This window comes from Vannielia sp. ABF1_015 (assembly GCF_056160745.1).
In genome coordinates, this window is sequence record NZ_JBSWXT010000001.1 from 1,609,167 (window position 1) to 1,633,490 (window position 24,324).

23 protein-coding genes are annotated in these 24,324 nt (G+C 63.5%); 3 read left to right on the top strand and 20 right to left on the bottom strand.

Annotated features, from left to right (window positions below):
* Position 1: 1 nt before the first annotated feature.
* Positions 2 to 865, bottom strand: coding sequence for a branched-chain amino acid ABC transporter permease (locus ACXAG6_RS08065; protein WP_475336850.1), 864 nt, complete (start codon positions 863 to 865; stop codon positions 2 to 4).
* A gap of 66 nt (positions 866 to 931) precedes the next feature.
* Positions 932 to 2,128 carry an amino acid ABC transporter substrate-binding protein gene (locus ACXAG6_RS08070; RefSeq protein WP_475336852.1) on the bottom strand — a complete coding sequence of 399 codons (1,197 nt, stop codon included), beginning with the start codon at positions 2,126 to 2,128 and terminating at the stop codon, positions 932 to 934.
* Between the two features lie 213 nt (positions 2,129 to 2,341).
* Between ACXAG6_RS08070 and ACXAG6_RS08075 the strand changes: the two genes are divergently transcribed.
* Positions 2,342 to 3,199: a helix-turn-helix domain-containing protein gene (locus ACXAG6_RS08075; RefSeq protein WP_475336855.1), complete on the top strand. Its 858-nt coding sequence runs from the start codon at positions 2,342 to 2,344 to the stop codon at positions 3,197 to 3,199.
* A gap of 85 nt (positions 3,200 to 3,284) precedes the next feature.
* Here ACXAG6_RS08075 and ACXAG6_RS08080 read toward each other — a convergent pair whose 3' ends face one another.
* The 10 genes from ACXAG6_RS08080 to ACXAG6_RS08125 all read right to left on the bottom strand — a co-directional run bounded on the left by ACXAG6_RS08080 (position 3,285) and on the right by ACXAG6_RS08125 (position 13,409).
* Positions 3,285 to 4,280, bottom strand: a complete 996-nt coding sequence (locus tag ACXAG6_RS08080; protein ID WP_475336857.1) for a type II secretion system F family protein — start codon at positions 4,278 to 4,280, stop codon at positions 3,285 to 3,287.
* 10 nt (positions 4,281 to 4,290) lie between these two features.
* The gene (locus tag ACXAG6_RS08085) at positions 4,291 to 5,259 is read right to left on the bottom strand and encodes a type II secretion system F family protein (protein WP_475336859.1); all 969 of its coding nucleotides are present in this window, start codon (positions 5,257 to 5,259) and stop codon (positions 4,291 to 4,293) included.
* 15 nt (positions 5,260 to 5,274) lie between these two features.
* A complete protein-coding gene (locus ACXAG6_RS08090; RefSeq protein WP_475336862.1) occupies positions 5,275 to 6,729 on the bottom strand; it encodes a CpaF family protein in 1,455 nt (484 codons plus the stop codon).
* Positions 6,730 to 6,755: 26 nt separating this feature from the next.
* Positions 6,756 to 8,009, bottom strand: coding sequence for a CpaE/TadZ family protein (locus ACXAG6_RS08095; RefSeq protein ID WP_475336864.1), 1,254 nt, complete (start codon positions 8,007 to 8,009; stop codon positions 6,756 to 6,758).
* Positions 8,010 to 8,399: 390 nt separating this feature from the next.
* Positions 8,400 to 9,044 carry an OmpA family protein gene (locus ACXAG6_RS08100; RefSeq protein WP_475336867.1) on the bottom strand — a complete coding sequence of 215 codons (645 nt, stop codon included), beginning with the start codon at positions 9,042 to 9,044 and terminating at the stop codon, positions 8,400 to 8,402.
* Between the two features lie 5 nt (positions 9,045 to 9,049).
* A complete protein-coding gene (locus ACXAG6_RS08105; RefSeq protein ID WP_475336869.1) occupies positions 9,050 to 10,501 on the bottom strand; it encodes a type II and III secretion system protein family protein in 1,452 nt (483 codons plus the stop codon).
* Positions 10,502 to 10,881: 380 nt separating this feature from the next.
* The gene (locus ACXAG6_RS08110) at positions 10,882 to 11,283 is read right to left on the bottom strand and encodes a hypothetical protein (RefSeq protein ID WP_475336872.1); all 402 of its coding nucleotides are present in this window, start codon (positions 11,281 to 11,283) and stop codon (positions 10,882 to 10,884) included.
* 466 nt (positions 11,284 to 11,749) lie between these two features.
* A complete protein-coding gene (gene cpaB, locus ACXAG6_RS08115; RefSeq protein WP_475336875.1) occupies positions 11,750 to 12,583 on the bottom strand; it encodes a Flp pilus assembly protein CpaB in 834 nt (277 codons plus the stop codon).
* A gap of 228 nt (positions 12,584 to 12,811) precedes the next feature.
* On the bottom strand, positions 12,812 to 13,009 hold the full coding sequence (locus ACXAG6_RS08120; protein WP_475336877.1) for a hypothetical protein: 198 nt from the start codon (positions 13,007 to 13,009) through the stop codon (positions 12,812 to 12,814).
* A gap of 208 nt (positions 13,010 to 13,217) precedes the next feature.
* Entirely contained in the window at positions 13,218 to 13,409 is a 192-nt protein-coding gene (locus ACXAG6_RS08125; protein WP_140013416.1) for a Flp family type IVb pilin, read from the bottom strand.
* A gap of 372 nt (positions 13,410 to 13,781) precedes the next feature.
* On the opposite strand from ACXAG6_RS08125, the gene ACXAG6_RS08130 reads away from it, so the two are divergent.
* Positions 13,782 to 14,660 carry a lytic transglycosylase domain-containing protein gene (locus tag ACXAG6_RS08130; protein ID WP_475336880.1) on the top strand — a complete coding sequence of 293 codons (879 nt, stop codon included), beginning with the start codon at positions 13,782 to 13,784 and terminating at the stop codon, positions 14,658 to 14,660.
* 5 nt (positions 14,661 to 14,665) lie between these two features.
* On the top strand, positions 14,666 to 16,102 hold the full coding sequence (locus ACXAG6_RS08135; RefSeq protein WP_475336882.1) for a UbiA family prenyltransferase: 1,437 nt from the start codon (positions 14,666 to 14,668) through the stop codon (positions 16,100 to 16,102).
* Between the two features lie 42 nt (positions 16,103 to 16,144).
* Here the strand turns inward: ACXAG6_RS08135 and ACXAG6_RS08140 are convergent, their stop codons facing one another.
* The 8 genes from ACXAG6_RS08140 to topA all read right to left on the bottom strand — a co-directional run bounded on the left by ACXAG6_RS08140 (position 16,145) and on the right by topA (position 24,260).
* Positions 16,145 to 16,534 carry a VOC family protein gene (locus ACXAG6_RS08140; protein WP_475336884.1) on the bottom strand — a complete coding sequence of 130 codons (390 nt, stop codon included), beginning with the start codon at positions 16,532 to 16,534 and terminating at the stop codon, positions 16,145 to 16,147.
* Positions 16,535 to 16,599: 65 nt separating this feature from the next.
* On the bottom strand, positions 16,600 to 17,343 hold the full coding sequence (locus tag ACXAG6_RS08145; RefSeq protein WP_475336886.1) for an SDR family NAD(P)-dependent oxidoreductase: 744 nt from the start codon (positions 17,341 to 17,343) through the stop codon (positions 16,600 to 16,602).
* Positions 17,340 to 18,632, bottom strand: coding sequence for an FAD-binding protein (locus ACXAG6_RS08150; protein ID WP_475336888.1), 1,293 nt, complete (start codon positions 18,630 to 18,632; stop codon positions 17,340 to 17,342). The genes ACXAG6_RS08145 and ACXAG6_RS08150 overlap by 4 nt, the downstream gene beginning before the upstream one ends.
* Positions 18,629 to 19,636 (bottom strand): lysylphosphatidylglycerol synthase transmembrane domain-containing protein, encoded by a 1,008-nt coding sequence (locus tag ACXAG6_RS08155; RefSeq protein ID WP_475336890.1) that lies wholly within the window; start codon positions 19,634 to 19,636, stop codon positions 18,629 to 18,631. The genes ACXAG6_RS08150 and ACXAG6_RS08155 overlap by 4 nt, the downstream gene beginning before the upstream one ends.
* A 183-nt stretch (positions 19,637 to 19,819) precedes the next feature.
* Entirely contained in the window at positions 19,820 to 20,446 is a 627-nt protein-coding gene (locus tag ACXAG6_RS08160) for a 3-oxoacid CoA-transferase subunit B (protein ID WP_475336892.1), read from the bottom strand.
* On the bottom strand, positions 20,447 to 21,151 hold the full coding sequence (locus tag ACXAG6_RS08165) for a CoA transferase subunit A (protein ID WP_475336895.1): 705 nt from the start codon (positions 21,149 to 21,151) through the stop codon (positions 20,447 to 20,449).
* A gap of 143 nt (positions 21,152 to 21,294) precedes the next feature.
* Positions 21,295 to 21,561 carry a hypothetical protein gene (locus tag ACXAG6_RS08170; protein ID WP_475336897.1) on the bottom strand — a complete coding sequence of 89 codons (267 nt, stop codon included), beginning with the start codon at positions 21,559 to 21,561 and terminating at the stop codon, positions 21,295 to 21,297.
* A gap of 86 nt (positions 21,562 to 21,647) precedes the next feature.
* Positions 21,648 to 24,260, bottom strand: coding sequence for a type I DNA topoisomerase (gene topA / locus ACXAG6_RS08175; RefSeq protein ID WP_475336900.1), 2,613 nt, complete (start codon positions 24,258 to 24,260; stop codon positions 21,648 to 21,650).
* Positions 24,261 to 24,324 lie beyond the last annotated feature (64 nt).

Below are 24,324 nucleotides of genomic sequence, written 5' to 3' on the forward strand. Positions count from 1 at the left end.
CTCAGGCCTTTCCGAACAGGCCGTTGGGCCGCACCAGAAGCAGCGCGAGGAAGACGGTGTAGACGGCGGCCAGGGTCAGCCCCGGGTCGATGTAGGCGGCCACGAAGGTCTCGACGAGGCCAAGGAGCAGGCCTGCGAGGATCGCCCCCGGCACGCTGCCCTTGCCGCCGAGGATGACCACGATCAGCGCCTTCATGGTGAAGACCACGCCCCCCGTGGCGGTGAAGGTCTGGAACATCGAAAGCACCACGCCCCCGGTGCAGGCGAGCGCCCCGCCGATGGCAAAGGCGGTACGGGCGGCGCGGTTGGTGTCGATCCCGTAGAGCGGGGCGCTTTGCGGGGCGAGGGCCACGGCGCGGAGGGTCATGCCCCAGCGGGTGCGGAAGAGCACCACCACCAGCGCGGCGCCGATGGCGAGGCTGAGCGCCAGCGCCAGCAGGCGGTTGGCGGCCACGGTGGTGCCGAGCACGTTCACCGGGCTGTTGAGGTAGCTGTAGCTGGTGTAGCCGCCGCCGAAGAGGGTGAGCAGCACGCCCTGGATCACGAAGAGCAGGCCGAAGGTGACGAGGATGCTGTCGACCTCTAGCGCGCCTTCGTTGGGCGCGCGGTCGACCAGCGGTTTCATGATGAAGCGGTAGACCACGAGGCTCAGCGCGTAGCCTGCGGGCACCAGCACCACCAGCGCGAGGATCGGGTTCAGCGCGAGGCCGGTGAACATGAGCCATGTGGCGAAGCAGGCGGCGATGATCGTATCGCCGAAGCTGAGGTTCATGATCCGGGCGATGCCGTACTGGATGGTCAGCCCCATGGCGACCAGCGCGTAGGTGCCGCCGAGCACCAGCCCGTTGACGACGTGTTCAAGCATGAGGAGTCCGCTGCGTCTTGAGTGGGGGGAGGCGGCGGGGCAAGGCCCGCCGCGCTCCGGTTCGGGTTATTCCCAGCCGGGCTTGGGCAGCTTCACCGCCGCCTTGCCCTCGCCACCATCGGCAGAGACGGCGACGAAGTTGCCATCCTGCCACTGGCCGATCCAGTTGATCGCGCGGAGCTGGTTGTTCTCAAGCCGGGTCTCTTCGCCGAGCACGGTCGAGAAGCTGCCGGTGGAGAGTTCGTTGGCCACGGCGGCCTTGTCGAGACCCACCCGCTCGATGGACTGGGCGAGCATCTGCAGCGAGGCGTAGACGAGGATCGAGCCCCATAGATCGGGCGCGCGGCCGACGACCTTTTCGTGCTTGCTGCGGTAGGCCATGGTCAGCTCGTTGTTCGGGTCGATCCCGCCGAGGCTCATCACGCCTTCCACCGAGCCGCCCGCGATGCCCGGATAGACCGGGAAGGCCGCGCCGACGCCGAGGTAGAAGACCGGCGGGTTGAAACCCGCGACCTTGGCCTGCTTGGTCAGGGCGAAGGTGTGGGGCGGGTAGCTGAATGCCACGAAGGTATCGGCGCCCGCGTTGCCCGCCTCGCCGAGGATGGTGGCAAAGTCGGAGGTCTGCGGCGGGAAGGTCTTGTCGTAGCTGACCTCGAAGCCGGCGGCCTCGAAGGCGGGGCGCGCGGCCTTTACCAGATCAATACCGAAGCCGTCGGCGACCGAGATCATGGCGATCTTGTCATTGATTGTGCCGGCCTCGCGCTGGGCGACGAGGATCTCGGTGAGCGCGTCAACATAGTCGACGCTGCCGCCCATGAACCAGAAGCTGGTATCCCACCGTTTGACGAAGTCGGGGGCCTTGTCGGTTACTGCCGCGCCCGCAAGATGCGGGTAGCCGAACTTGGCCATCAGGGGTGCCACAGCAAGGTTAAAGCCTGTGCCCCAGGGCGGGAGGATGAAATCCACCTCGTCCTGCGTGGCCAGCCGCTCGACGGCACGCACCACCTCCTCGGCGGAGGAGCGGTCATCGTATTCGATCACCTCGATCATCTTCTGGCTGCCGTCGGGCAGTTTGAGGCCGCCCGCGGCGTTCACCTCTTCGACCCAGAGCTGGTAGTTGGGCGTGACCGTCATGTCGGACCCGCCCGCGTTGGGGCCGGACTTGGAGACGGCATAGCCGATTTTCACGGTGTCGCCGTCTTGGGCCAGCGCCGCCGTGGATGCCACCGAAGCCAGCAGCGCCGCCGCGGCGCCACGTGTCATCAGGCGGCGGACCGCGCCTGCGGTCTCCGCAATAAAGGATATCATGGTTTTCCTCCCGATATGTCTCAGGCACGGCCCGTTCGGGCCGCCCCCGGCTCCGCATTTCCTCCCATGCGGGGCGTGACAGAGAGCCTACGCCCGCACAGCGACGGCCGGAATAGACATTTTGAGGAAAAAATTGCACTTTTGACGGAGAGGCGCGGGAGGGATGCGATGGAGCGGCAGGCGGTTGAGGCACAGCGGATCAGGAGCGAGCTGACCACGACCGAGTTTGGCACCTCGGGCGGACGGGCGGTGATGCTCCTGCTGCTGGCGGGGCGCGGCACCTTCATTTCCGACGAGGTGGAGCGCGCGGTGGCCGGGCCCTGCCTGATCTGGGCGCCGACCGGCTGGTGGACCCGCATCTCGCTGGCCGCGGGGGCGCGGGGGTTTCTGGCCCGCCTTCCGGAACGCGCCCTTGGCCGGGCGATGCCGACCGATGCGCTCTCGGCCCATGTGCGTCAGGCGGTCAGTCGCCGCATTTTCCTGTCGGACATCTCACCCAAGATGATCGCCTCGGTCACGACCCTCTTCGAGAAGATCGACACAGAGTTGCGCGAGGCGCCGCCGGGCAGCGAGACCGCGCTGCACCATTGCATCACGCTCCTGCTCATAGACATCTGGCGCGCTGCCGCCCCGCCGCGCCGATCTTTGGAGCAAGCTCCACACCGGATATCGGACAGCTTCCTCAGCCTTGTCGAGCTGCACATGCAGAACCACTGGACCATTGCCGAATACGCCAGCCGGATCGGCATTTCGCGCGACAGTCTGAATACGGCGGTGCGCGGGGCCATCGGGTTGCCACCGCATGCCCATATTCAGCGCAGGCTGATGGAGGAGGCGAAGGCGCTGCTGGTCACAACTAATTTGCGCGTGGCGGAAGTGGGCTACCGCCTCGGGTTCGGGGATGCTGCCTATTTCACCCGCTTCTTCAAACGCCACGAGCAGCTGGCTCCGGCCCAGTTCAGGCGCAAGTACACGCCGCTTTATCGCCAGCGGACCGAGGAAGTCTCTTTTGCACAATGGCCGTAACGGCGAAAGCCGTGGGACGCTCTCAATGGCGGTGCGAAAGCGCCGCCCGAAAACGGCGGCGCTTTATGCCGACCTGCGCTTTATCTCAGAAGAACGTCGCATTACTCAGCGTCTCGTAGATCCGGTAGACCGACGGGCCGATGAGGATGATCATCAGCGGGGGCACGGTGAACATCATGGTGCCCAGCGTCAGCTTTGTGGGTAGCACGTTGGCCTTTTCTTCGGCGCGCATCACCCGCTTGTCGCGCATTTCTTCGGAGAAGACCCGCAGCGCGTCGGCAATCGAGGTGCCGAAGCTGGCGGACTGGATCATCACCGTCACGAAGCTGGCGATATCCGGCACGCCGCAGCGCTCGGCCATGTCCTTGAGCACGTTGGTCTTGTCTTTACCGGCCTTCATCTCATGTGCGACGATGGCGTATTCTTCGGCCAGCGCGGGGTAGCCCTGTTCGATCTCCTTGGAGACGCGAATGATCGACTGGTCCATCGACTGACCGGCCTCGACGCAGACCAGCATCATATCCAGCGAGTCCGGGAAGCCGTTGGTGATTTCTTCCTGGCGTTTTTTCAGGCGGCTGTTCACCCAGTAGCGGGGCAGGTAGTAGCCCGCGAAGCCCGGCAGGAGCACTGTGAGCAGGAGTTGCTGGGTCGACACCTCGCCATTGGAGGAGGAGATGATGGCCACCAGCAGGCCGATCAACAGCGCGCCGATGCCCAGCGAGAACTGGATGAAGTGATACATCCGCACCGCGTTTTTGCCACGGTAGCCAGCCTGCACCATCCGCAGGCGCGCGGCGCTCATCTCTTCCTCGCCTTGCGGTTCGAGGAAGGAGGCGAATTTATCGAGCTTCTCGGCGTTCTTGTCTCTGGTGCGCAGCGCGGCGGTTTTGCCGTTGTCGACCTTCGCGGCGCGGTTGCCGCCGGTGCCTTTCAGCTTGTCCATCGGGTCGGCCTGCCGCTTCAGGAAGGAGGGCAGGGTGAGCAGCACCAGCAGCAGCCCGAGCGCGCCGATGGCGTAGAGCGGGCCGAGTTCGCCGAGGTTGGCGATGAGCCAGTCGTTCGCTTGTTGCAGGAGTTCCATGGGCGCGGCCTCAGACTTTGATGTTCACCATGATCTTCATGAAGATCACGTTGATGGTGAGGAAGGTGCCCACGACGAGGCAGGCGGGGATGAAGGCGGCGGTGTCCTTCACGTCATCGTAGTAGTCGGGCTTGATGACGTTGATCATGATGATCGCGAGGATCGGGAACATCGACAGGAACATGCCCGACCATTTGGCTTCTGCGGTGATCGCCTTGACCCGGCGGAACAGTTTGAAGCGCGAGCGGATGACCTTGCCGAGGCCTTCGAGGATTTCGGCGAGGTTGCCGCCCGATTGCTGCTGGATGGTCACGGCGACGGCGAGGAAGCGGAGATCCTGCATGTCCATCCGTTCGGCGAGATCCTTCAGGCTTTCGGAGACGTCGCGGCCATAGGCGCTTTCATCGGCGATGACGCCGAATTCGGAGCCGAGCGGATCGGGCACTTCCTTGGCGACGATGTTGACCGCCGAGGAGAAGGGGTGGCCGACGCGGAGCGAGCGGACCATCAGCTCGACCGCGTCGGGCAGTTGCTCTTCGACGAGGCCGAGGCGCTTTTTGGCTTTGCGGTTGACCCAGACGTAGACGCCGCCGACGCCCATCACCAGTGAGACGATGAGGCGGATGCCGAAGCCGGCGGAGGAGGCGACGGAGAGGGCCCCGAAGGCGACCACGGCGAGGCCCAGCATGATCAGCACCAGCGCACCGGGAGAGAAGGCGATGTTGGCCTTTTGGGCCTTGTCCGCGAGGATCGAGTAGAGCGGGATGCTCTTGGTCGACATGTGCTGCTTCATCTCCTTGCGGAGCTGTTCGAGCACCTCTTCGCGGTTGCCGCCCTTCTCCATCATGTCGAGGCGGCGGTTGACCTTGCTGTTGAGCGAGATCGACTTGCCGAAGACCACAAGGTAGAGGCCCTCGACCAGCACGATCACGGCCACGAAGATCAGGCCGTAGATGAGCGGTTCTGCTGAGATTTGCATGTGCTGCGCTCCCCCTTATTGCGCGGCGATGGGTTCGAAGATCGTCGCCGGGAGGTCGTAGCCCCAGGACTTGAAACGGTCGGAATAGGCAGAGCGGACGCCGGTGGCGTTGAAGCGGCCGATGATCTTGCCGTCGGAGGCAAGGCCGAGGCGCTCGTAGCGGAAGATTTCCTGCATCGAGATGACCTCGCCCTCCATGCCGGTGATCTCGGTGATCGAAACCATCCGCCGCGAGCCGTCCTGCAGGCGCGAGGCCTGCACGATGAGGTTCACAGCCGAGGAGATCTGCGAGCGCACGGCTTTCAGCGGCATCTCGATACCGGCCATGGCGATCATGTTTTCAAGGCGCGACACGCCATCGCGCGCCGAGTTTGCGTGGATCGTGGTCATCGACCCGTCGTGGCCGGTGTTCATGGCCTGCAACATGTCGATAACTTCTTCGCCGCGGGTCTCACCCACGATGATGCGGTCTGGGCGCATCCGCAGGGCATTGCGCAGACAGTCGCGCTGGCTCACAGCGCCCTTGCCCTCGACGTTGGCCGGGCGGCTTTCCATCCGGCCCACGTGGGTTTGCTGGAGCTGAAGTTCGGCGGTGTCCTCGATGGTGAGGATGCGCTCGGCGTCGTCGATGAAGGACGACAGCGCGTTGAGCGTGGTGGTTTTACCGGAGCCGGTACCGCCGGACACGATCACGTTGAGGCGGCAGGCGACGGCGGCCTGAAGGTAGGCAGCCATCTCCTCGGTGAAGGCACCGAATTTGACGAGGTCGTCAATCGCCAGCTTCTCTTTTTTGAACTTACGAATGGACACCAGCGAGCCGTCCACCGCGATCGGCGGGACCATGGCGTTGAAACGCGAGCCGTCGGAGAGACGGGCGTCAACGTAGGGGTTGCTCTCATCGACGCGACGACCCACGGCCGAGACGATCTTGTCGATGATCCGCAGCAGGTGCTTTTCATCCTTGAAGGTGATGTCGGACATCATCAGTTTACCGGCCCGTTCGACGAAGATCTGCTTGGGGCCGTTGACGAGAATATCGTTGACGTCGTCATCTTTGAGCAGCGGCTCGAGCGGGCCGAGGCCGGTGACTTCGTCGTAGAGATCCTGGTGCAGCGTCGCGCGCTCTTCCTTGTTCAGCACCACGCCCATTTGCTCAAGCGTTTCGGCGGAGATGGCAACGATCTCGGCTTTCAGGTCATTCTCGGTCGCGGTTTCGAGCGCGGCGAGGTTGAGGTTGTCGAGCAGCGCCTTGTGCAGCTCGACCTTGATCTCGGAGATCCGCTCCTTGCGCTTCTTTTCCTTGTCCTCGGGCGTGGCCACGGCAGACACCTTGCCCGGCTTTTGCGGAGCAATCGCGGCGCGCTGGATCTTGGCCTTGGGCGCGGCGGCTGCTGCGGGAGCGGCGGCTGCGGCCGGGGCGGCCTGATTTGCGGCGTCGGGGCCAGCCTGCTTTTTGTAGCGCGAGAACATTGGCTTTTTCCTTCAGGTCTATGCGGTCAGCCCGCTGTCTCCTCGACCCGGACAAGGTCGAGCAGGGAGTGGGCGAGTTTTTGAACATCGCGGCGGAATGCGTTTTTCGGGGCGAATTCACCCAGTGGCTGGCCGTGGTCGGCGCTGTCGCTCACCTGTTTGGCGCCGTTGGCCAGCATCAGCTCGATGTCGATATCGAGCCCCTCGGCCATGCGCTTGACCCGCGATTTGCCGGAGAGATCGGTGAACTTGGGCGAGCGGTTGAGCGCGAAGCGCAGCTTCTCAACCGGCAGATCCTCGGACTTCAGCGCGCGGATCATCCGCATCACGTTTTGCGCCGAGCGCATATCCAGCTCGATGGTGGAGAAGTAGATTTGCGCGGCTTCAAGCACCGTCTCCGTCCAGGCGCAGACCGTGCTGGGCATGTCGACGATGACAAAGTCGAAGTTGTAGCGGGCCACGTCGATGACGGCAGTGATATCTTCAGGCGTGACGATATCGAGCGGCAGCATCTCGGAGGGCGCGGTGAGCACCTGGATCTTGTCTTTGTAGCTTTGAAGCGCGGCGAGGAAAGCGGCGCTGTCCATCGAGGCGGTGTCGTTGAGAAGCTCGAAGACGGCTTCCTTGCGATCAAGGTCGAGATAGGTGGCGGTGGAGCCGAACTGAAAGTCGAAGTCCAGCAGGCAGACCCGGTGGTTTGCGACCTTGTCCAGCGTTGCCAGCTCATAGGCGAGATTGACGGCGAAGGTGGTGGCGCCAGTGCCGCCTGCCATGCCGTGCACGGCGAGCACAACGCCGTTGCGGTCGCTCGCGGTATAGACGGTGGGCACGCCTGCCTGACCGGGCGCCTGCATTTGCACCGGCGCGGGCTCTGGCTTGCGGAGGCGCTCGATGGCCTCGTGCAGCGCGCTCTCGGGAAGCGGGTAGGGCACGAAATCATCCGCGCCGCCGTGCAGCAGCTGGTGCAGCACGATGGGGCTGACATCTTCGGCAATCACGATCACCTTGACGCCCTTGTCGCGGGCCTTGCTGATTAGCGAGGTAATTTCGGGGAGGCTGCCCTCATCGCTCGCGTCGAGGGCGATGGCAAAGAACTCCAGCTCTTTCGCCTCATCCTGATCGAGGAATGAGTAGGCATCTGCAAAGCCGAGGTCGCCCCAGCTTTCACCAAGTTCGGTTTCCATATCTTCGATGAGCAGATCGAAGTTCTGCACATCTCGTGACACGGTGCATGCAGTGATCGGCGCCGGTTCTGGCTGCAAAACTGCTGTCATCGTCATTGCCTCACGTCCTTTACTAACGGCAACACCCGGATATCCGATGAGGGGAGGGGCAACTTTTGCTGGCTTCCGCCCCCTCTGGTCCGGGTGCCTGCGCGAGTCGCTATACGCGCACTGCTCCCAATGAAGAGTTGATGCCCGCGAAGTTAGGCGAGATTGCGGCTGAAAAGCCGAAATTGTTGGGTATCTGCGGGGGGATTAACCCCTTGGAAGCTTGTTGTTTCTTGGACTCGGTGCAATCGGCTGCTTTCTCCACAGCATTTGTTGCAAGTCTGGAAACGAAGCTGCCGGAACGAAAAACGCGCGCCGGGGTGCGGCGCGCGTTCGTTGTTTCGGTTTTGGGGCCCCTGCCGCGTGAGAGGCAGGGCAGGGGAGATCCCCGCCCCGAGGTTAACGCTCTTCGGCGTCGCCCCCTTCGTCGATGATGACCAACTCGTGCGGCTCTGTCGCGGAGGTGATCGTTTCGGAGTAGGAGAACAGCGCGTATTTGCCGTCCTGATACTGCTGGCGCTTGCCGAGGAAGCCCGACACCTCTGTGACCGTGCGGCGGTTGCGGCGCTCGCGGGTCTGGGTGTGCACCAGCGGCTGGGTTTCGCCGTAGGAGACCACCGCCTCAAGCCGGGAGCGGGAGATGCCGCGCGACACGAGGTAGTTGACGGCCGCCCGGGCACGGCGCAGGCCCAGCGCCTTGTTGTAGCCAGCCGAGCCGACGAGGTCGGTGTGGCCGTAGACGCGGAAGCGCACCGTCGGATACTGGGCGATCCAGCGTGCCTGCTTGTCCAGCGCAACCCGGGCCGAGGCGTCGAGTGCGGCGGAGTTGAAGGCGAAGGTGATCGTTGTCGGGGCCTCTGCGGCGAACTTCCGGCTCAGTTCGATGGCCGCATTGAGTTGGCCGGTGTGAACGAGATGGTTGTTCATCGAAGCGTTGCCGAAGCCGCCGATGTCGAGGTCTGCCCCGGCCACCTGGCCGGGTTCGTCGCATCCGGCCACTGCAAGCGCAGCAGAGAGGATGCCGAAGGTGAGTGCCTTTTTCATGGTCTTCACTCCATCACGTAGCCGTAGGAACCGGAGAAGTCCTGCCGGGCCACTTCGCCTGCGCCACCTTTGGTGGAGGTGCGGGTGGAGGAGCCGTTGGCGGGCATGGCGTCTTTGCCGCCGAGGAAGAACTCACGCTCGGTGGGGGGGCGCACACGGTCGGTGGGAAGCGCGAGGGCTTCGCCGGTGGTGGGCGACACCAGGTGGGCCGAGACGATGATCACCAGCTCGGATTGGTTGCGCTGGTAATCCGCAGAGCGGAACAGCGTGCCCAGGATCGGGATGTCACCGAGCCATGGCACCTTGGAGATGCCGTCGGTGAAGTCGTCCTGGAGCAGACCGGCGATGGCAAAGCTCTCGCCGTCGCGCAGCTCCACGGTGGTCGAGGTCGACCGGGTGCGGAAGCCGTTTACGGTGAAGCCCGCATCGGTGAAGCCGATGGTGGGATCGACACCCGAAACCTCTGCCGTCAGGCGCAGGTTGATGTTCTTGCCGATCACGCGGGGCGTGAAGTTCAGCAAGATGCCGAAGGGCTTGAAGTCTACCGTCACCGAGCCGTTGTCGTTGGCCACGGGCACCGGATACTCGCCACCGGCGAGGAATTCGGCGTTCTGTCCCGACAGCGCCGTCAGGTTGGGCTCGGCCAGCGTGCGGATGAAGCCGCGGGTTTCCAGCGCTTCCAGAAGGATCGCCAGCTCGACGTTGGAGCCGCCGAAGCCGAAGGAGATGGCGCCGGTGCTTTCGCCCGAGCGGGTGATGCCCGTTGCGGGGTTGCCGTCGAACAGGTTGCTCAGGTTGTCACCGTCGATGTAGGTGCCGGAGCCGCCCACGGAGCCGAACTGACCCTCACCGCCGGAGACTCCGTTGATGCCCACGGACGCGGAGAGCGACTTGGACACGGAGCGGTTCATCTCGGCAAAGCGGACTTTCAGCATCACCTGCTGCGAGCCACCCACCGACATCATATTGGACACCCGCTGGGGTGCATAGCGCTGGGCGAGATCAAGCGCGCGGTCCAGAGAGGCCGCGGAGCTGACGATGCCCGAAAGGATCAACCCGTCATTGGCGGGGCGCACCTCGATGTGTTCGCCGGGGAGCACTTCGCGCAGACGTTCTTTCAGCTCGGAGATATCCGGCGTGACCTGAACCTCGACGTTGGTGATGAGCGACCCATCGGGCGCAAGAAGCGTGAGCGTCGTGCGGCCCGGCGCCTTGCCGAGCACGTAGATGGTACGCTCCGACAGCGTGGAGATGTCCGCGATGCCGGGGTTTGCAATGGAAAGCTCTGCGAAGGCCTCGTCGCTCTCGACGACAACGGCCCGGTTCATTGGAACTTTCAGACTGGAAGAAGCCGAACCCGACATGACCCGTAGGGTCTGGGCGGCCGCCCCCTCGATATGGGGAATGAAAGCAGCAAGGCCCAAAAGGCCCGCCGCCATAAGCGTTCTAAGTTTCATGTGACCCTGCCTCTATAGTCACTAATAGGAATGGAGCCTTATGGCCCACTTGTGGTGAGCACATCCTGCGAGGACTTATGTTTTTTTGCAAGAATCAAAGCGTTGTGGCGATTCCTTTATGTAGTTTCACAGCAACAGGGGGCTATTTGTAGCGGGCCGCCTTGCGAGTTGCCCCTAGGTATAGCGGTCAAGGTAATACAAGGCCGAAGCCACACGAACGTTGGGGCAGGCGCTCGGTGCCAGATGTCAGGCGAAACCGACTTTTGTGCCGGTTTGCTGACGCAGATCGCGGGGGCAGACCGCCTAGCGGGCGTTCCCGCGTCGCGCAGTGAATGCCCGAAGAGAGCCCAAATTGCTGGATGCTGCACCGTGCGTAGATGTCAGCTTTCGGTCTCAGTAAAACAACGCGAATGCGTTATCGCGTTAAAGCCTGCCATCTTATCGAGTGCTATCTGAGTGCTTTCACGAACGATACCGGAGCGAAATAGAACTACCTCGTCAAACTCAGCCGCGGCTGGCACTTTTAGTTCTTTGGGCAACACTGGGCCGCCACCAAAGCTACCGTACCAAGCGAAAAGAACTGGCTGATTACATGCCTCGTAAGTACCTGAGGCTAAATCCTCATTCGCTCGATCCAAAGCCCAAGAGACTGAAACGGGCGCGATGCCAATCCGCGATTGCACCTTCAAGTACGAGACCGGCGCAGTCCACGCTATGGCAAACGCGACAGCCCAAATGACAGCGATTGCTAACCCCAGATATTTAACAGCTTTCAGGAACACCGCGGCTCTCTCCTTCGCCAAATAACTGTGGGCTTTTGCTTATCGATCAATCCCTCGGTCATAAGAACGGGAACAAGCGGACCTTCAGTAGTCCACGCAAAGGGTCGGCTTTGTCTGCACAGCCGACGCTGACATGGACTGCGTCAGGTGTCCGGTTCGGGTCGTGAAGTGCGTGGGGACCGGGGCGGGTTTGCGCGGCGTGGAGTATCGACGCGGTTCAGGAAATGCATAGGGTCGCGTCGGTTTCGCATGGCGTTCGAGACCCGGGCGGCATGGGCGTGTGATGGTGTGCCGGAAGTTGACCTGAGGGTCAGGCCCCCAACGCGCGGCCACGACGCGGAAACTCCCACGCCACCGCGATTTGCCCTGCACAGAGAAAGGCCCGGCGCCTCAGGTGAGGGCCGGGCCGTTTGTGCAAGTGAGTGAGCCCGCGCGGCCCCGATCGGGCACCGCGCCGGGTGTTGGCTTAGTTGGTGCAGGGGATCGGCTGTTCGATCACCTCGGCGCCCTTGCGGACTTTGGTGGTGCAGACCTTTTCGACTTCGACCTGACGCACTTCCTTGTCCTTGATCCCCAGAAGGCTCTTCTGGTCGACTTCGATATCGGCAGAAACGGTGTCATCTTCTGCGCCAACGAGCGAGAGCGTAAGCCGCCCGGTGCTCTGCGCCTGGGCCAGAGCAGCCACCTGATCGGGCCGGACGGCCACGGTGACGGTTCGGGCGATCGACGGGCTGCTGTAGCCTTCGTCAGAGGTCTGGTCGACGGCGATGAGCTTGATGCTGGTGTCGATAAGCTTGGTCGCTTCGCGGCCGTTGATCGAGCCGGTCCAGTACACATCGACCCGGTCGCCGGGGCGCAGGAAGCCCGAGACGCCTGACGTGCGGTCGACCTTGATGGCAAAGGCGCGCATGCCCTTGCCCAGACGCGAGGTCAGGCCTGCATCTTCGCCCGGCTCGGTCACCTTGGATTTCAGCACCGGTTCGAATTTGTTCATTGCAGTGATGACAGTGCGCGGGTCTTTTCCGACCGGGAAGAGATCTTCCATCTCAAGGTAGTGGCCGGCGGGCAGGCTGTCTTTCTGCCAACGGATCGACACTACATCTTCAGGCAAGATGCGCTCGCCGTAGGCTTTATCCTTTTTGACGACGATCACGTTGACCGTGGGCTTTGCCTTTTGCTGCGCTGCGATCAGCGCGTTGCGTTCGGCGGTGGTTTTGGCGAGGTAGCCCTGCGCCATGTAGACAGCGAAACCTGCCAGTGCGACCCCGATGATCAGGACCAGTCCGAAAACCATTCGCATGGTCTTTCCTTTCTCACTTGCCACGGGTCGGGGGGAGGCGGATGAGCCCCACGCGCCGCCCGCGAGTCAAACTTGCTCGTGGCATCGTTGTCGTTGAGAATTCTGGCAACATCGGGGCGTGGCCACGGCGGCAGTAAGGAATGTTGGAAAAAAGGAAACGCCGGCCAGAGGCCGGCGTTGATTGCCCCGATCCAGCTTCGCAGATCGGACCGCTCTTAAGCGGCGAAATCAGTCGCGCAGAACTGAAAGGGCGCCAACCTTGTTTCCCAGGCTGGTGGAGTGATTGATGGCCCCATCTTTCAGGATGAGCGCCACTGTCACGCCAAGAACGGCCATTGCGCCAGTAAGTACCACCCAATCAACTGTAACGGCGCCATCGTCTTCTCGTGCAAAAGTCGCAATCAAGTTTCGCATGTTTTCATCCACTCAGGTCAGCCGGCATTATCGCCGTGTAATAGCTCGGTGCCCTTCCCAGTCTCTAGCGTGCCAAGCGAATGTGGCACGATTGGGAATTGAGAAAGGCCTTTGTGGGATAAAGACCGGCCCTGGCGAGCTTGCACCCGGGGCAGGCACACACAAAAGAAAACCGCGCCTTCCGTGGAAGACGCGGCTAACTTCAGACCTTGCGGTCGGCTTAGTAGGTGCCGACGCTCTGGCCTTCGAGGGCGCTCGAGATCTTGCCGGACAGCGAGGTCACGCCGTTCGAGACGGAGGCGAGGACTGCGATGCCGAGGCCAACGATGGCGGCGGTCAGCACAACCCAGTCAACGGTCACAGCACCGTCTTCGTCGTTGCGGAAGTTTTTGATCATGTTGAACAGTTTCATAGTATATCCCTCCAAGGATTTTCGCTCGTTTCCAGTGTTTACCTTGTCGGATCATTTCGGACCGGCCTCTGAAATGGCCCAATCCCCGTCTCGGTATGGCTGCTAATTAGCCCGTCGAATGGGGCATGAATTTGGCGGGGTTCGTACAATTTTGGAGCGGTGCAGAAAATCACGATAAAACTTGCTAAGATACTGTTTTACAATGATAAAAAGGTTAACAGGGGGTGTGGGGCGACGCCGGATTGAGGATGGACTGCGGCAAAATCACCGCGTCCTCTGGCGTTTGTTTCCTGCCGGGTAGCCTTGTGAGCCGGTATTTGCGAGGCTCGGGCAAAACGACAAAACGTCTATTGAGCAGGAAAGGCGCGAAACATGCGTCAACAAGTTATGGCCGCTCTGGCCTTGGCAGGGGTTTGCCTCTGCGGGCCGGTATATGCGGAGGGCGCGGGGCGATACCCCGATTTCACATTCAAGCGCGTGAAGGCGGGCAAGGGGCTGCCCGGTAAACGGATCACCGTGCAGATCGACCCCAAGGCGCAGGCTGAGTATATAGCCGCGCTTCCCAAGCCTGATGCAAAGGACAGCGCCGAGCCTGCGGTGGCAAAGGAAGACGAGGGCGAGGTGATGACGGCCAGCGTGGCCCCCACTGCTTTGCCGAACGCGCCGGCCTATGGGTGGTTCTGGACGGAAATTTCGCCGGAGTTGAGCGCCAAGGGTCCCGGGCGGCTGGATGCAGCGGTGCAGATGCTGACGCGCGGCCCGGACGGCAAGACGGTGAAGGCCCCCCGGCTGGCGCATATGAAGAAGATCTCCGACAAGTATGGTGCCGAGATTTTGAAAGCGACGATTGGCACCGATGTGTCGCCCGCGCTGGTGCTGGCAGTGATCGGGATTGAGAGTTCGGGCAAGGTGAAGGCTGTGAGCAGTGCCGGGGCGCAGGGGCTGATGCAGCTCATGCCCGACACGGCCGCCCGCTTTGGCGTGACCGACAGCACCGATCCGGTGCAGAACATCAAGGGCGGCGTGGCCTATCTCGACTTCCTGATGAAGGAGTTCGACCGCGATCCGCTGCTGGTGCTGGCCGGTTATAATGCGGGCGAGGGCGCGGTGAAGAAGAACAGCGGCGTGCCGCCCTATGCCGAGACCCGCGATTACGTGCCCAAGGTGCTGGCCGCCTGGACGGTGGCGCGGGGCCTGTGCCTCACCCCGCCGCAGCTGGTGAGCGACGGTTGCGTGTTTGCCGGAGGGTAAGCGGGGTGAGCGATGCCAAGCCGCTGGTGCTGGATGTTGACGGCACCTTTCTGAAGACCGACCTGCTGCTGGAAAACTTCTGGGCCGGGTTGGGGCGTGACCCGCTGCGCACGCTGGCGGTGAGCTTTGCCCATTTTCGGCGGCCGGAGAAGTTGAAGGCCGCGCTGGCCGATGTTGCGCCCGTTCGGACCGATCTGATGCCGGTGAACGAGGATATTCGCACGCTGGCCGAAAGTTCTGCCGCCGCGGGCCGCGCGGTGGTGCTGGCCTCGGCCTCCAATGAAGCGCTGGTGCGGCAGGTGGCGCAGGATCACGGCCTGTCGTCGCGGATCTTTGCCTCGACTGGCGAGATCAACCTGAAGGGCACCGAAAAGGCGCGCGCGCTGGTGGAGGCCTATGGCGAAGCCGGGTTTGACTACGCGGGCAACGCGCCGGTGGATGCCAAGGTGTGGGACCACGCCGAAAACGTCATCATGGTGGGCGAACAGCCCTCGGTGGCGGCAAGGCTGGCCGAGAAGGGCCGCAATGTGGTGACCTATGGCGGAGGGTGGCGGCTGGCTGACCTGATGAAGGCGCTTCGCCCGCATCAGTGGGTCAAGAACGTGCTGCTGCTGTTGCCGATGGTGGCCGCGCATGAGTTCACCCTTGCCACGTTGCTGCCGGTGCTGCTTGGCATCGTCGCCTTCTCGGCTGCGGCTTCCTCGATCTATATCGTCAACGATCTGCTCGATCTGGAGGCCGACCGGCTGCACAAGACCAAGTGCCGCCGCCCCTTTGCTGCAGGCACCGTGCCAATCGGGGTGGGTATGATCATCGGCGGGGCGCTCGGCCTTTGCGCGCTGATCCTCGCCGCCGCGCTCAACTGGGCCTTCTTCGGGATCGTGGTGCTCTATATCGTCACCTCGCTGGCCTATTCGCTGAAGCTCAAGCGGATGCGCTGGGTGGATATCGTGGTGCTGGCTTCGCTTTATACCATTCGCGTTATTGCCGGGGCTGCCGCAGGCGAGGTGGCGATTACCACGGCGATGCTGGTCTTTGTCTTCCCGGTTTTCATCACGCTGGGCTGCGTGAAGCGGATCACCGAACTGGCCAAGGCGGAGGATGACGAACGCCTGCCGGGACGCGGCTACGGGCGGCCTGACCGGCATGATTTGCTGAACGTGGCCGGGATTGGCGTGTTTGGCGCGATGCTGATCTTTTTCATCTACACGCTCTCGCCGCAGGCCGAGGCGCTTTACCCCGACCGCTGGCTGCTGTGGGCCGCCATGCCCTTTCTCGCTCATTGGCTCATCCGCATGGTGCGGATCGGCTGGCAGGGGAAGATGGACTATGACCCCATCGTCTTTGCCGCACGGGACCGGGTGGGGCTTGGGGTGATGCTGTTCACCATGTCGCTGATGTTCTGGGCGGCGGGCCTCTGGCAGCAGTGGTTTGGCGGGTAGGGATGGGGGGTGCGCCATGAATGCGCACCCTACAGGTCGCTCTCAGGTGAACTGCACGAGATCCCAGAGGGTGCCGTAAAGGTCGCGGAATACCGCGACGGTGCCGTAGGGGGCCTCTTTGGGGGCGCGCTCGAAGGCGACGCCCTTGGCCTTGAGGTCATTAAAATCGCGCCAGAAATCATCGGTTTGCAGGAACAGGAACACCCGGCCTCCGGCCTGATTGCCGATGAAGGGCTCCTGCTCTGGCTTGGAGGCGCGGGCCAGCAGGATCGAGGTTTCGCCACCTTTGGGGCGGACCACCACCCAGCGTTTGTCTTGCTCGGGCTGGTAGCTGTCTTCCACCAGCTCGAAGCCGAGGGTCTCGCAGTAGAAAGCGATGGCCTCGTCGTAATCGCGCACGACGAGGGCGATATGGGCGATGCTCTGGGTCATGGTGCCGACTGTAACGAGCGGCGCTCCGAGGTCACGAGTTTTCGTGCAAGAGTGCTGTCGCGGCGTCAGACCGAGAGTTTTTTGAAGATCGGCTCGGGGACCGAGCGGATGATGGCCATGATGTAGCGCCAGAAGAAGGGGGTGTAGAGCACGTTGCGGCCCTTGCGAGCCTTCTTGAGCATATGGGCGGCGACCTGCGCGGGGGAGGCGACGAGGAACATGCCTTCGACATCCCATGTCATCGCCGTGTCGACGAAGCCGGGCTTCACCGTCATCACATGCACGCCGGAGCGGCCCAGGCGGTTGCGCAGGCCCGAGAGGTAGGTGGCGAAGCCCGCTTTGGCGGCGCCGTAGACGTAATTGCCGATGCGGCCCCGGTCGCCCGCCACGGAGCCGACGCCGATGACGATGCCCTTGCCGCGTGCCTCAAGCCGCGGCGCGAGCATTTGCAGAAAGCGGGCGGGGCCGGTGAAACTGTCGGTCACCGTGCCGTCAATCAGGGATGGGTCTTCGTCGATGGCGTCTTGCGGCGGCATGGAGCCGACGAAGACCGCTGCCGAGAGGGTCTCATCGCCTGCCAGCTCTTCGGCCTGGGCCAACAGCGGCGCGAAGGTTTCAGGATCGCGGGCATCGAAGCGGACGGCGATGGCGCGGGGCGCACCGCGCAGGGCGAGGTCGGTGGCCTGGGCCTCAAGGTCGGCCATGTCGCGGCCTGCGAGCACGAGGTTTGCGCCCTCATCCGCAAGTTGGCGGGCCATGGCGCGGGCCATGGAGGAGGTTGCGCCGAGGAGAATCCATGTTTCGGTCATTTGGCGTTCCTCAGGTTCAGGCGTTTGGTGAGATCGGTCTCGTAGGCGTGGTCGGGGTCGGCGGCGTTCACGGCTTGGGCCCAGGTGGCGAGGTCTGGATACATGCCGGGGATATCCTCGGCGCGGGCCACGCTGTCTTTTGCGAAGTAAATGCGCCCGCCGACGGCCTTGGCCTCGGCGATCAGCTCCTGGATCAGCCCACGGGTGCCGGTGCGGTTGCGGAAATCGACGGCCAGCGTGTAGCCCTCCATCGGGAAGCTGAGGTGCCCGGCGCGGCCGGGGCCCATGCGCTTGAGCACCGCGAGCGGCGAGGCGAGGCCGGAGGTGGCGATGGCGTCGAGCATGGTGCGCAGCGTGGCGCGGGCGGTGAGGGGCACGACGCATTGGAACTGGTGAAAGCCCTTCTTGCCGTAGAGCTTGTTCCAGTCGTGGATGCGGTCGAGCGGGAAGAAGAAATCGTCAATCGGTTTGACGAGGGTGCGCCCGGTTGCGGGTACACGGTTGTAATAGCTCTTGTTGAAGAGGCGCACGATGGGGGCAGAGAGCGCCCAGCCCGGCGCGTTGAAGGGCACGCGGCGGCCCCGCTTGGCGGGCGGCACGAGGCCCGCGCCGGTTTCGCCCTCTTCGAGGATGCCGCGCCCGAGGGCGTCGCCCGTCGCCGTCGCGTCGATCCAGCCGACGGTGTAGGTGGCTTCTGAAGTGTCGAGCAGGTCGAGGAAGGCCTCAAGATCGTCAGCCCGGCGCTCGGTGACCATCATCACATCGACCTTCGCGCGCAACAGTTTGAGCTTGGCCGAGGCGATGGGGCCGGTTTGGCCAAGCCCGCCGATGGTGGCCTTGAAGAGCGGATCGTCGGGGGTGAGCACCTTGCCGGAGGCGAGGGTGATCTCTGCCACATGTTGGCCGAAGCTGCCTGCGCCGTGGTGGTTTTTGCCGTGCACATCCATCGCGATGCATCCGCCGACAGTGGCGAAGCCGGTGCCGGGCATGACGGCGGGCAAAAAGCCGCGCGGGGCAAGGATACGGGCGAGATCGGCGATGGTGATGCCAGCCTCGACCTCGATCAGCGCATCGGCCTCGTCGAAGAACAGGATCTTGTCGAGCCGGGTCATGTTGATGGCCCGGCCTTCGCTGACCAGCGAAGCATCGCCGTATGAGCGCGAATTGCCGATGGCCGGAGCCTGCGTTGCGAGTTTGCCAAGGGCGCTGCTCCGCTCGGGGCGGGCCAGCTCGCCGGTGGCCGAGAGGACGCGGCCCCAGCCTGTCCAGGTGTCTTTTTTCCAGCTCATGCGTGTGCCTTGGCTTTTGCTTTAAGAGAGGCCCGCTCGGCGAAGGGGAAGATCAGAAGGCCGATGCCGATGGCGAACCAGAGGGTTGTGACGCGGATGATGGCGGTGGCGGGCACCGACACTTCCAGCGGGATGCCGTGGAGCCCGAGCAGCGCGATCATCGCTGCCTCGGCCCCGCCCACGCCGCCGGGGGCCCCGGTGAGGCCGCCTGCGAGGGTGGAGAAAACGAAGATGGCCACAGCGGAGAAAAAGCCGATGTCAGCGCCCATCCACATCAGCAGCAGGTGGAAGGCGTAGCCCTCGGCCACCCATCCGGCGAGGCCCAGCGTGAGCGAGCCTGCGATGACCGGCGCGGTGGAGAACTGCTTGAGCGAGCGCGCGGCGGTGCGGATGCGGGCAAAGAGCCGGGGCAGCCAGCCAGTGGCGCGGTAGCAGAGGGTGACGAGCGCGGTGAGCAGGGCGGGGCGGGTGGCGACCACGGCAGCGGCCAGCGCCAGCGCAGCCACGGTGACGGCCCCCTTGATGCCCATGGCGGACAGCGAAAGGGCAACGGCAAGGATGAGGCCCATCGCGGCAAGGTCGGAGGCGCGATCCACCAGCACCAGCGGGGCGGAGCGGGTGAAGGGCCAGCCCGCCTCGCGGGAGATCCAGCGCATCCGTACCAACTCGCCCACCCGGCCCGGTGTTGCCGTCATGGCGAAACCGCCGAAGAAGTGGCGCATGCTAGCGCGGAGATCGAGGGCGATGCCGAGGCGGCGGGCGAAGAGATGCCAGCGCAGGCCACGGAAGAGGTAGTTGACGAGGGAGAGGGCGAGCAGCGCGGCCAGTTGCAGCACCGAAAGCTGCATGACCTGCTCCCAGCTTTCCTGCCATCCGCCTGCGAGGGCGAGGCCGACCAGCCCGAGGCCGAAGAGGGCAAGCAGGAGCAGCACAAAATACACCTCGCGCCCCACGCGGGGTGTGGCGCGGTGTTTGGTGCCGGAGGTATTGCTGCTCGTTGCCATTGTCATTGCTCGCTCGGGTAGCAACAGAATGGGGCGATAATGTGAAGTTGTTTCCAAATTCACAACGGTAGAACGGAAAAGGGCCACCCGATATGGGGTGGCCCTTTTGACAGTTGGTTTTTCGGCCCCCGTAGGCCCCTTGTCGCGGCTGCGAAGGCGGCCGGTCGGGCCGATGCGCCGGTGCTAGGAGACGATGGTGGCCTCGGTCGCGGCGCGCAGCTCTTCTTCGGTGACGCCATCGGCGAGTTCGACGATCTTGAGCCCGCCTTCAACCACGTCGAGCACGCCGAGGTTGGTGATGATACGGTCCACCACGCCGGTGCCGGTGAGCGGCAGGGTGCAGGACTTTAGCAGCTTGGAGTCGCCGTGCTTGTTGGTGTGGTCCATCACCACGATGACGCGGCCAACGCCGGCCACAAGATCCATTGCGCCGCCCATGCCTTTGACGAGTTTGCCGGGGATCATCCAGTTGGCCAGATCGCCGTTTTCGGCCACTTCCATCGCGCCGAGGATCGCGGCGGCGATCTTGCCGCCCCGGATCATGCCGAAGCTGGTTGCGCTGTCGAAGTAGCTGGTGCGGGAAAGCTCGGTGATGGTCTGCTTGCCGGCGTTGATCAGGTCAGGGTCTTCCTCGCCCTCGAAGGGGAAGGGGCCCATGCCGAGCATGCCGTTTTCGGATTGCAGTGTGATGTCCTTGTCGCCAACGTAATTGGCCACCAGCGTCGGAATGCCGATGCCGAGGTTCACATACCAGCCGTCTTCCAGCTCATCCGCCGCGCGGGCGGCCATTTGATTGCGATCCCAAGGCATTTATGCGTCCTCCTTCTTGCGCGTGGTGCGCTGCTCAATCCGCTTTTCGTGCTCGCCCTGAATGATCCGGTGGACGTAGATGCCGGGCAGGTGGATGTGGTCGGGGTCGATGGAGCCGCGCGGCACGATCTCTTCCACCTCCACAACACAGACCTTTCCGCACATGGCGGCGGGCGGGTTGAAGTTGCGCGCGGTCTTGCGGAAGACGAGGTTGCCGGTGTCATCGGCCTTCCAGGCTTTGACGATGGAGAGATCGGCGAAGATGCCCTCTTCGAGGATGTAATCCTTGCCGTGGAAGCTTTTTACCTCTTTTCCCTCGGCAATCTGGGTGCCGACGCCGGTGGCGGTGTAGAAGCCGGGGATGCCGCAGCCGCCAGCGCGCATCCGCTCGGCGAGGGTGCCTTGCGGGTTGAACTCCAGCTCAAGCTCGCCGGAGAGATACTGGCGCATGAACTCGGCGTTTTCGCCCACGTAGGAGCTGAGCATCTTTTTGATCTGCTTGGTGTCCAGCAGCTTGCCGAGGCCGAAGCCATCGACGCCGCAGTTGTTGGAGGCGATGGTGAGATCCTTGGTGCCCTTGTCGACGATGGCGTCGATCAGAAGCTCGGGTATGCCGCAAAGGCCGAAGCCCCCGGCGGCGATGAACATGCCGTCGAACAGGAGGCCGTCGAGCGCCTCCGCCGCGGAGCCATAGACTTTTTGCATGGTGTCTCCTTTGGTGACTTCCCCTCGTTTTCACGCCGGGGAAGGCGGGAGTCAATCAAATGCTGCGCTGCGGCAGGGCGGGGCGTTGGGGGAGGCGGTGGCGCGGTGGCTTTGCCGGGGCTATGGCGGGCAGATGTGCCGGGCTATTCAGCGGTTTCGGGCGCCTCTCCGCGGGCCGCGCGTGCGACGCGCCGTTCCAGAATGTCGAGGCCGTAGCCCACGACCAGCCCGGCAAATCCCCAGACCAGCAGCACGCCGACAGCAAACCCCGCCAGATGCGCGATGGTCATCGTGTGGCCTGCGTTCACGCTGTCGACGTAGGCATTTGCCACGCGCAGCAGGCCATAGACCATGGCTGCGATGGGAAAGAAGATCTTGGGCCGGACCCAAGAGAGGATTCCGTCGAACATCTGCGCATCTCCTGCTCGTCGAAAACAGGGTTAATTCCGGTTTCGGGCAGCAGGGGCGCGAGATTGGGGAAATACCGTGGCGAAGGCTATTTCTTCGCCGCGGTTTTCTTTGCCGGGGCCTTCTTGGCGGCAGGCTTCTTGGCCGTTGTTTTCTTGGCTGTCGCCTTCTTTGCTGCAGGGCGCTTCTTGCCCTTCTGCGCGGCCTTCTCGGCAATCAGCTCCACGGCGGCGTCCATGGTAAATTTCTCGGGGTCTTCGCCCTTGGGCAGAGTGGCGTTGATCTTGTCCCATTTCACGTAGGGGCCGTATTTGCCCTCCATGATCGCCACGACGCCACCGGCCTCGGGATGTTCGCCCAACTCGCGGAGGGTTTTTGCCGCACCACGACCACCCCGGGAGGCGACCTTTTCGGCCAGAAGCTGGACGGCGCGGTTCATCCCGACTTCCCAGACCTCATCGAGCCCTTCGAGGTTGGCATTTGTGCCGCCGCGATCCGACGTGCTTTCGGCGTGCTTCAGATAGGGGCCGTAGCGTCCGATGTTGGCCCAGACGTTCACGCCATCTTCAGGGTGGGTGCCGATGAGGCGGGGCAGGGCCAGCAGCTTGACGGCGGTGGCCAGCTCAAGCTCTTCGGGCTTCCATTCCTTGGGGACCGACTGGCGCGGGGGCTTCTTGTTGTCTTCCGTCACCTCGCCGCGCTGGACGTAGGGGCCGAAGCGGCCCTTCATCACCCAAATCTTGTCGCCGCCATCTTCGCCGAGCAGCTTGCCCTCGGGCGGGATCGCGCTTTTCTCGGCTTCCGGATCGGGCGGGCCGAAGGGGCGGGTGTAGCGGCACTCGGGGTAGTTGGAACAGCCGATGAAGGCACCGCCGGAGCGGGCGGTACGCATGGAGAGCCGGCCCTTGCCGCAGTGGGGGCAAAGGCGGGGGTCGCCACCCTCGGGGAGCGGGGGAAACAGGTGCGGTTCGAGCACCTCGTTGATCTTTTCGAGCACCTCGGTGATGCGCAGCTCGGAGGTCTCTTCGATCGCGGCTTTGAAGTCACGCCAGAAGGAGGCAAGCACCGCCTGCCACTGGGCGTCACCGGCGGAAATCTCGTCGAGCTCTTCTTCCAGCTTGGCGGTGAACTCATAGCCCACGTAGCGGCGGAAGTAGTTGGACAGAAAGGCAATGACCAGCCGGCCCTTGTCTTCGGGGATCAGGCGGTTCTTGTCTTTGCGGACATACTCGCGATCCTGAATCGTGGTGACAATGGAGGCGTAGGTGGAGGGGCGGCCGATGCCGAGCTCTTCCATCCTCTTGACCAGCGTGGCCTCGGTGTAGCGGGGCGGGGGCTGGGTGAAGTGCTGCTCTGGGGTGATCTGCTTTTTGCCCGCGGCTTCGCCCTCGGAAACCTGCGGCAGGCGGCGGTCGTCATCATCCACCACCTCGTCATCGCGGCCCTCTTCGTAGATCTTCAGGAAGCCGTCAAAGAGCACCACCTGCCCGGTGGCGCGCAGCTCAACCTGCCCATCGGCGCTGCCGACGGTGACAGTGGTGCGCTCGAATTTGGCGGAGGCCATCTGGGAGGCCAACGTGCGCTTCCAGATCAGATCATAGAGCCGGGCCTGCTCGGGTTCGAGGTTCAGGGCCTTGGAATCCTTGGTCATATCCGTGGGGCGGATACATTCGTGGGCTTCCTGCGCGTTCTTGGCCTTGTTCTTGTAGATGCGCGGCTCGCCCGGCACGTAATCTTTGCCGAAGCGCTCGCCGATGGCCTCGCGCGCCGCCGTCACGGCTTCGGGGGCCATGTCGATGCCATCTGTCCGCATGTAGGTGATATGGCCGGCCTCATAAAGACGCTGGGCGGTGCCCATGCAGGCGCGGGCGCCCATGCCGAACTTGCGCGAGGCCTCCTGCTGGAGCGTAGAGGTCATGAAGGGCGGCGAGGGGTTGCGGGTGTTGGGCTTGGCCTCGACTGATTTGACGGTGAGGTCACGCGAATTGATCGCCTGCACCGCCAGCTCGGCGGCGGTTTCGTTTTCGATGTCGTAGCGCTCAAGCTTTTTGCCACCGAGCACGGTGACGCGGGCCTCGTAGGTTTGGCCGCGCGGCGTGTCGAGCAGGGCCTTCACGCTCCAATATTCACGGGCGCGGAAGGCCTCGATCTCCATCTCGCGCTCGACGATGAGGCGCAGGCAGACCGACTGGACGCGGCCCGCGGAGCGCGCACCGGGCAGCTTGCGCCAGAGCACGGGGGAGAGGTTGAAGCCGACGAGATAATCAAGCGCGCGGCGGGCGAGGTAAGCCTCGACCAGCTCCATATCGACCTGGCGCGGGTTGGCCATGGCCTCGGTCACCGCATCCTTGGTGATGGCGTTGAAGGTCACGCGCGATACCGGCGTATCTTTCTTGATCGCCTTGCGCTTGGTCAGAGCCTCCTGCAGGTGCCAAGAAATCGCCTCGCCCTCGCGGTCGGGGTCAGTTGCGAGGATGAGCGCATTGTCATCCTTCAGGGCGTTTGCGATGGCGGCGACGTGCTTTTTGCTGTCGGAGGCCACCTCCCATTTCATCTCGAACTCATGCTCGGGGTCCACCGAACCGTCCTTTGGGGGCAGGTCGCGCACGTGGCCGTAGGAGGCCAGAACGGTGTAGTCGGAGCCCAGATATTTGTTGATTGTCTTGGCCTTGGCGGGGGACTCGACAACGACAACTGGCATGGGTGGCCTTTCGGGGCTGGGGGGTGACTCGGACTGGCGCGCAACATGTGGTGGCTGTTGCCGC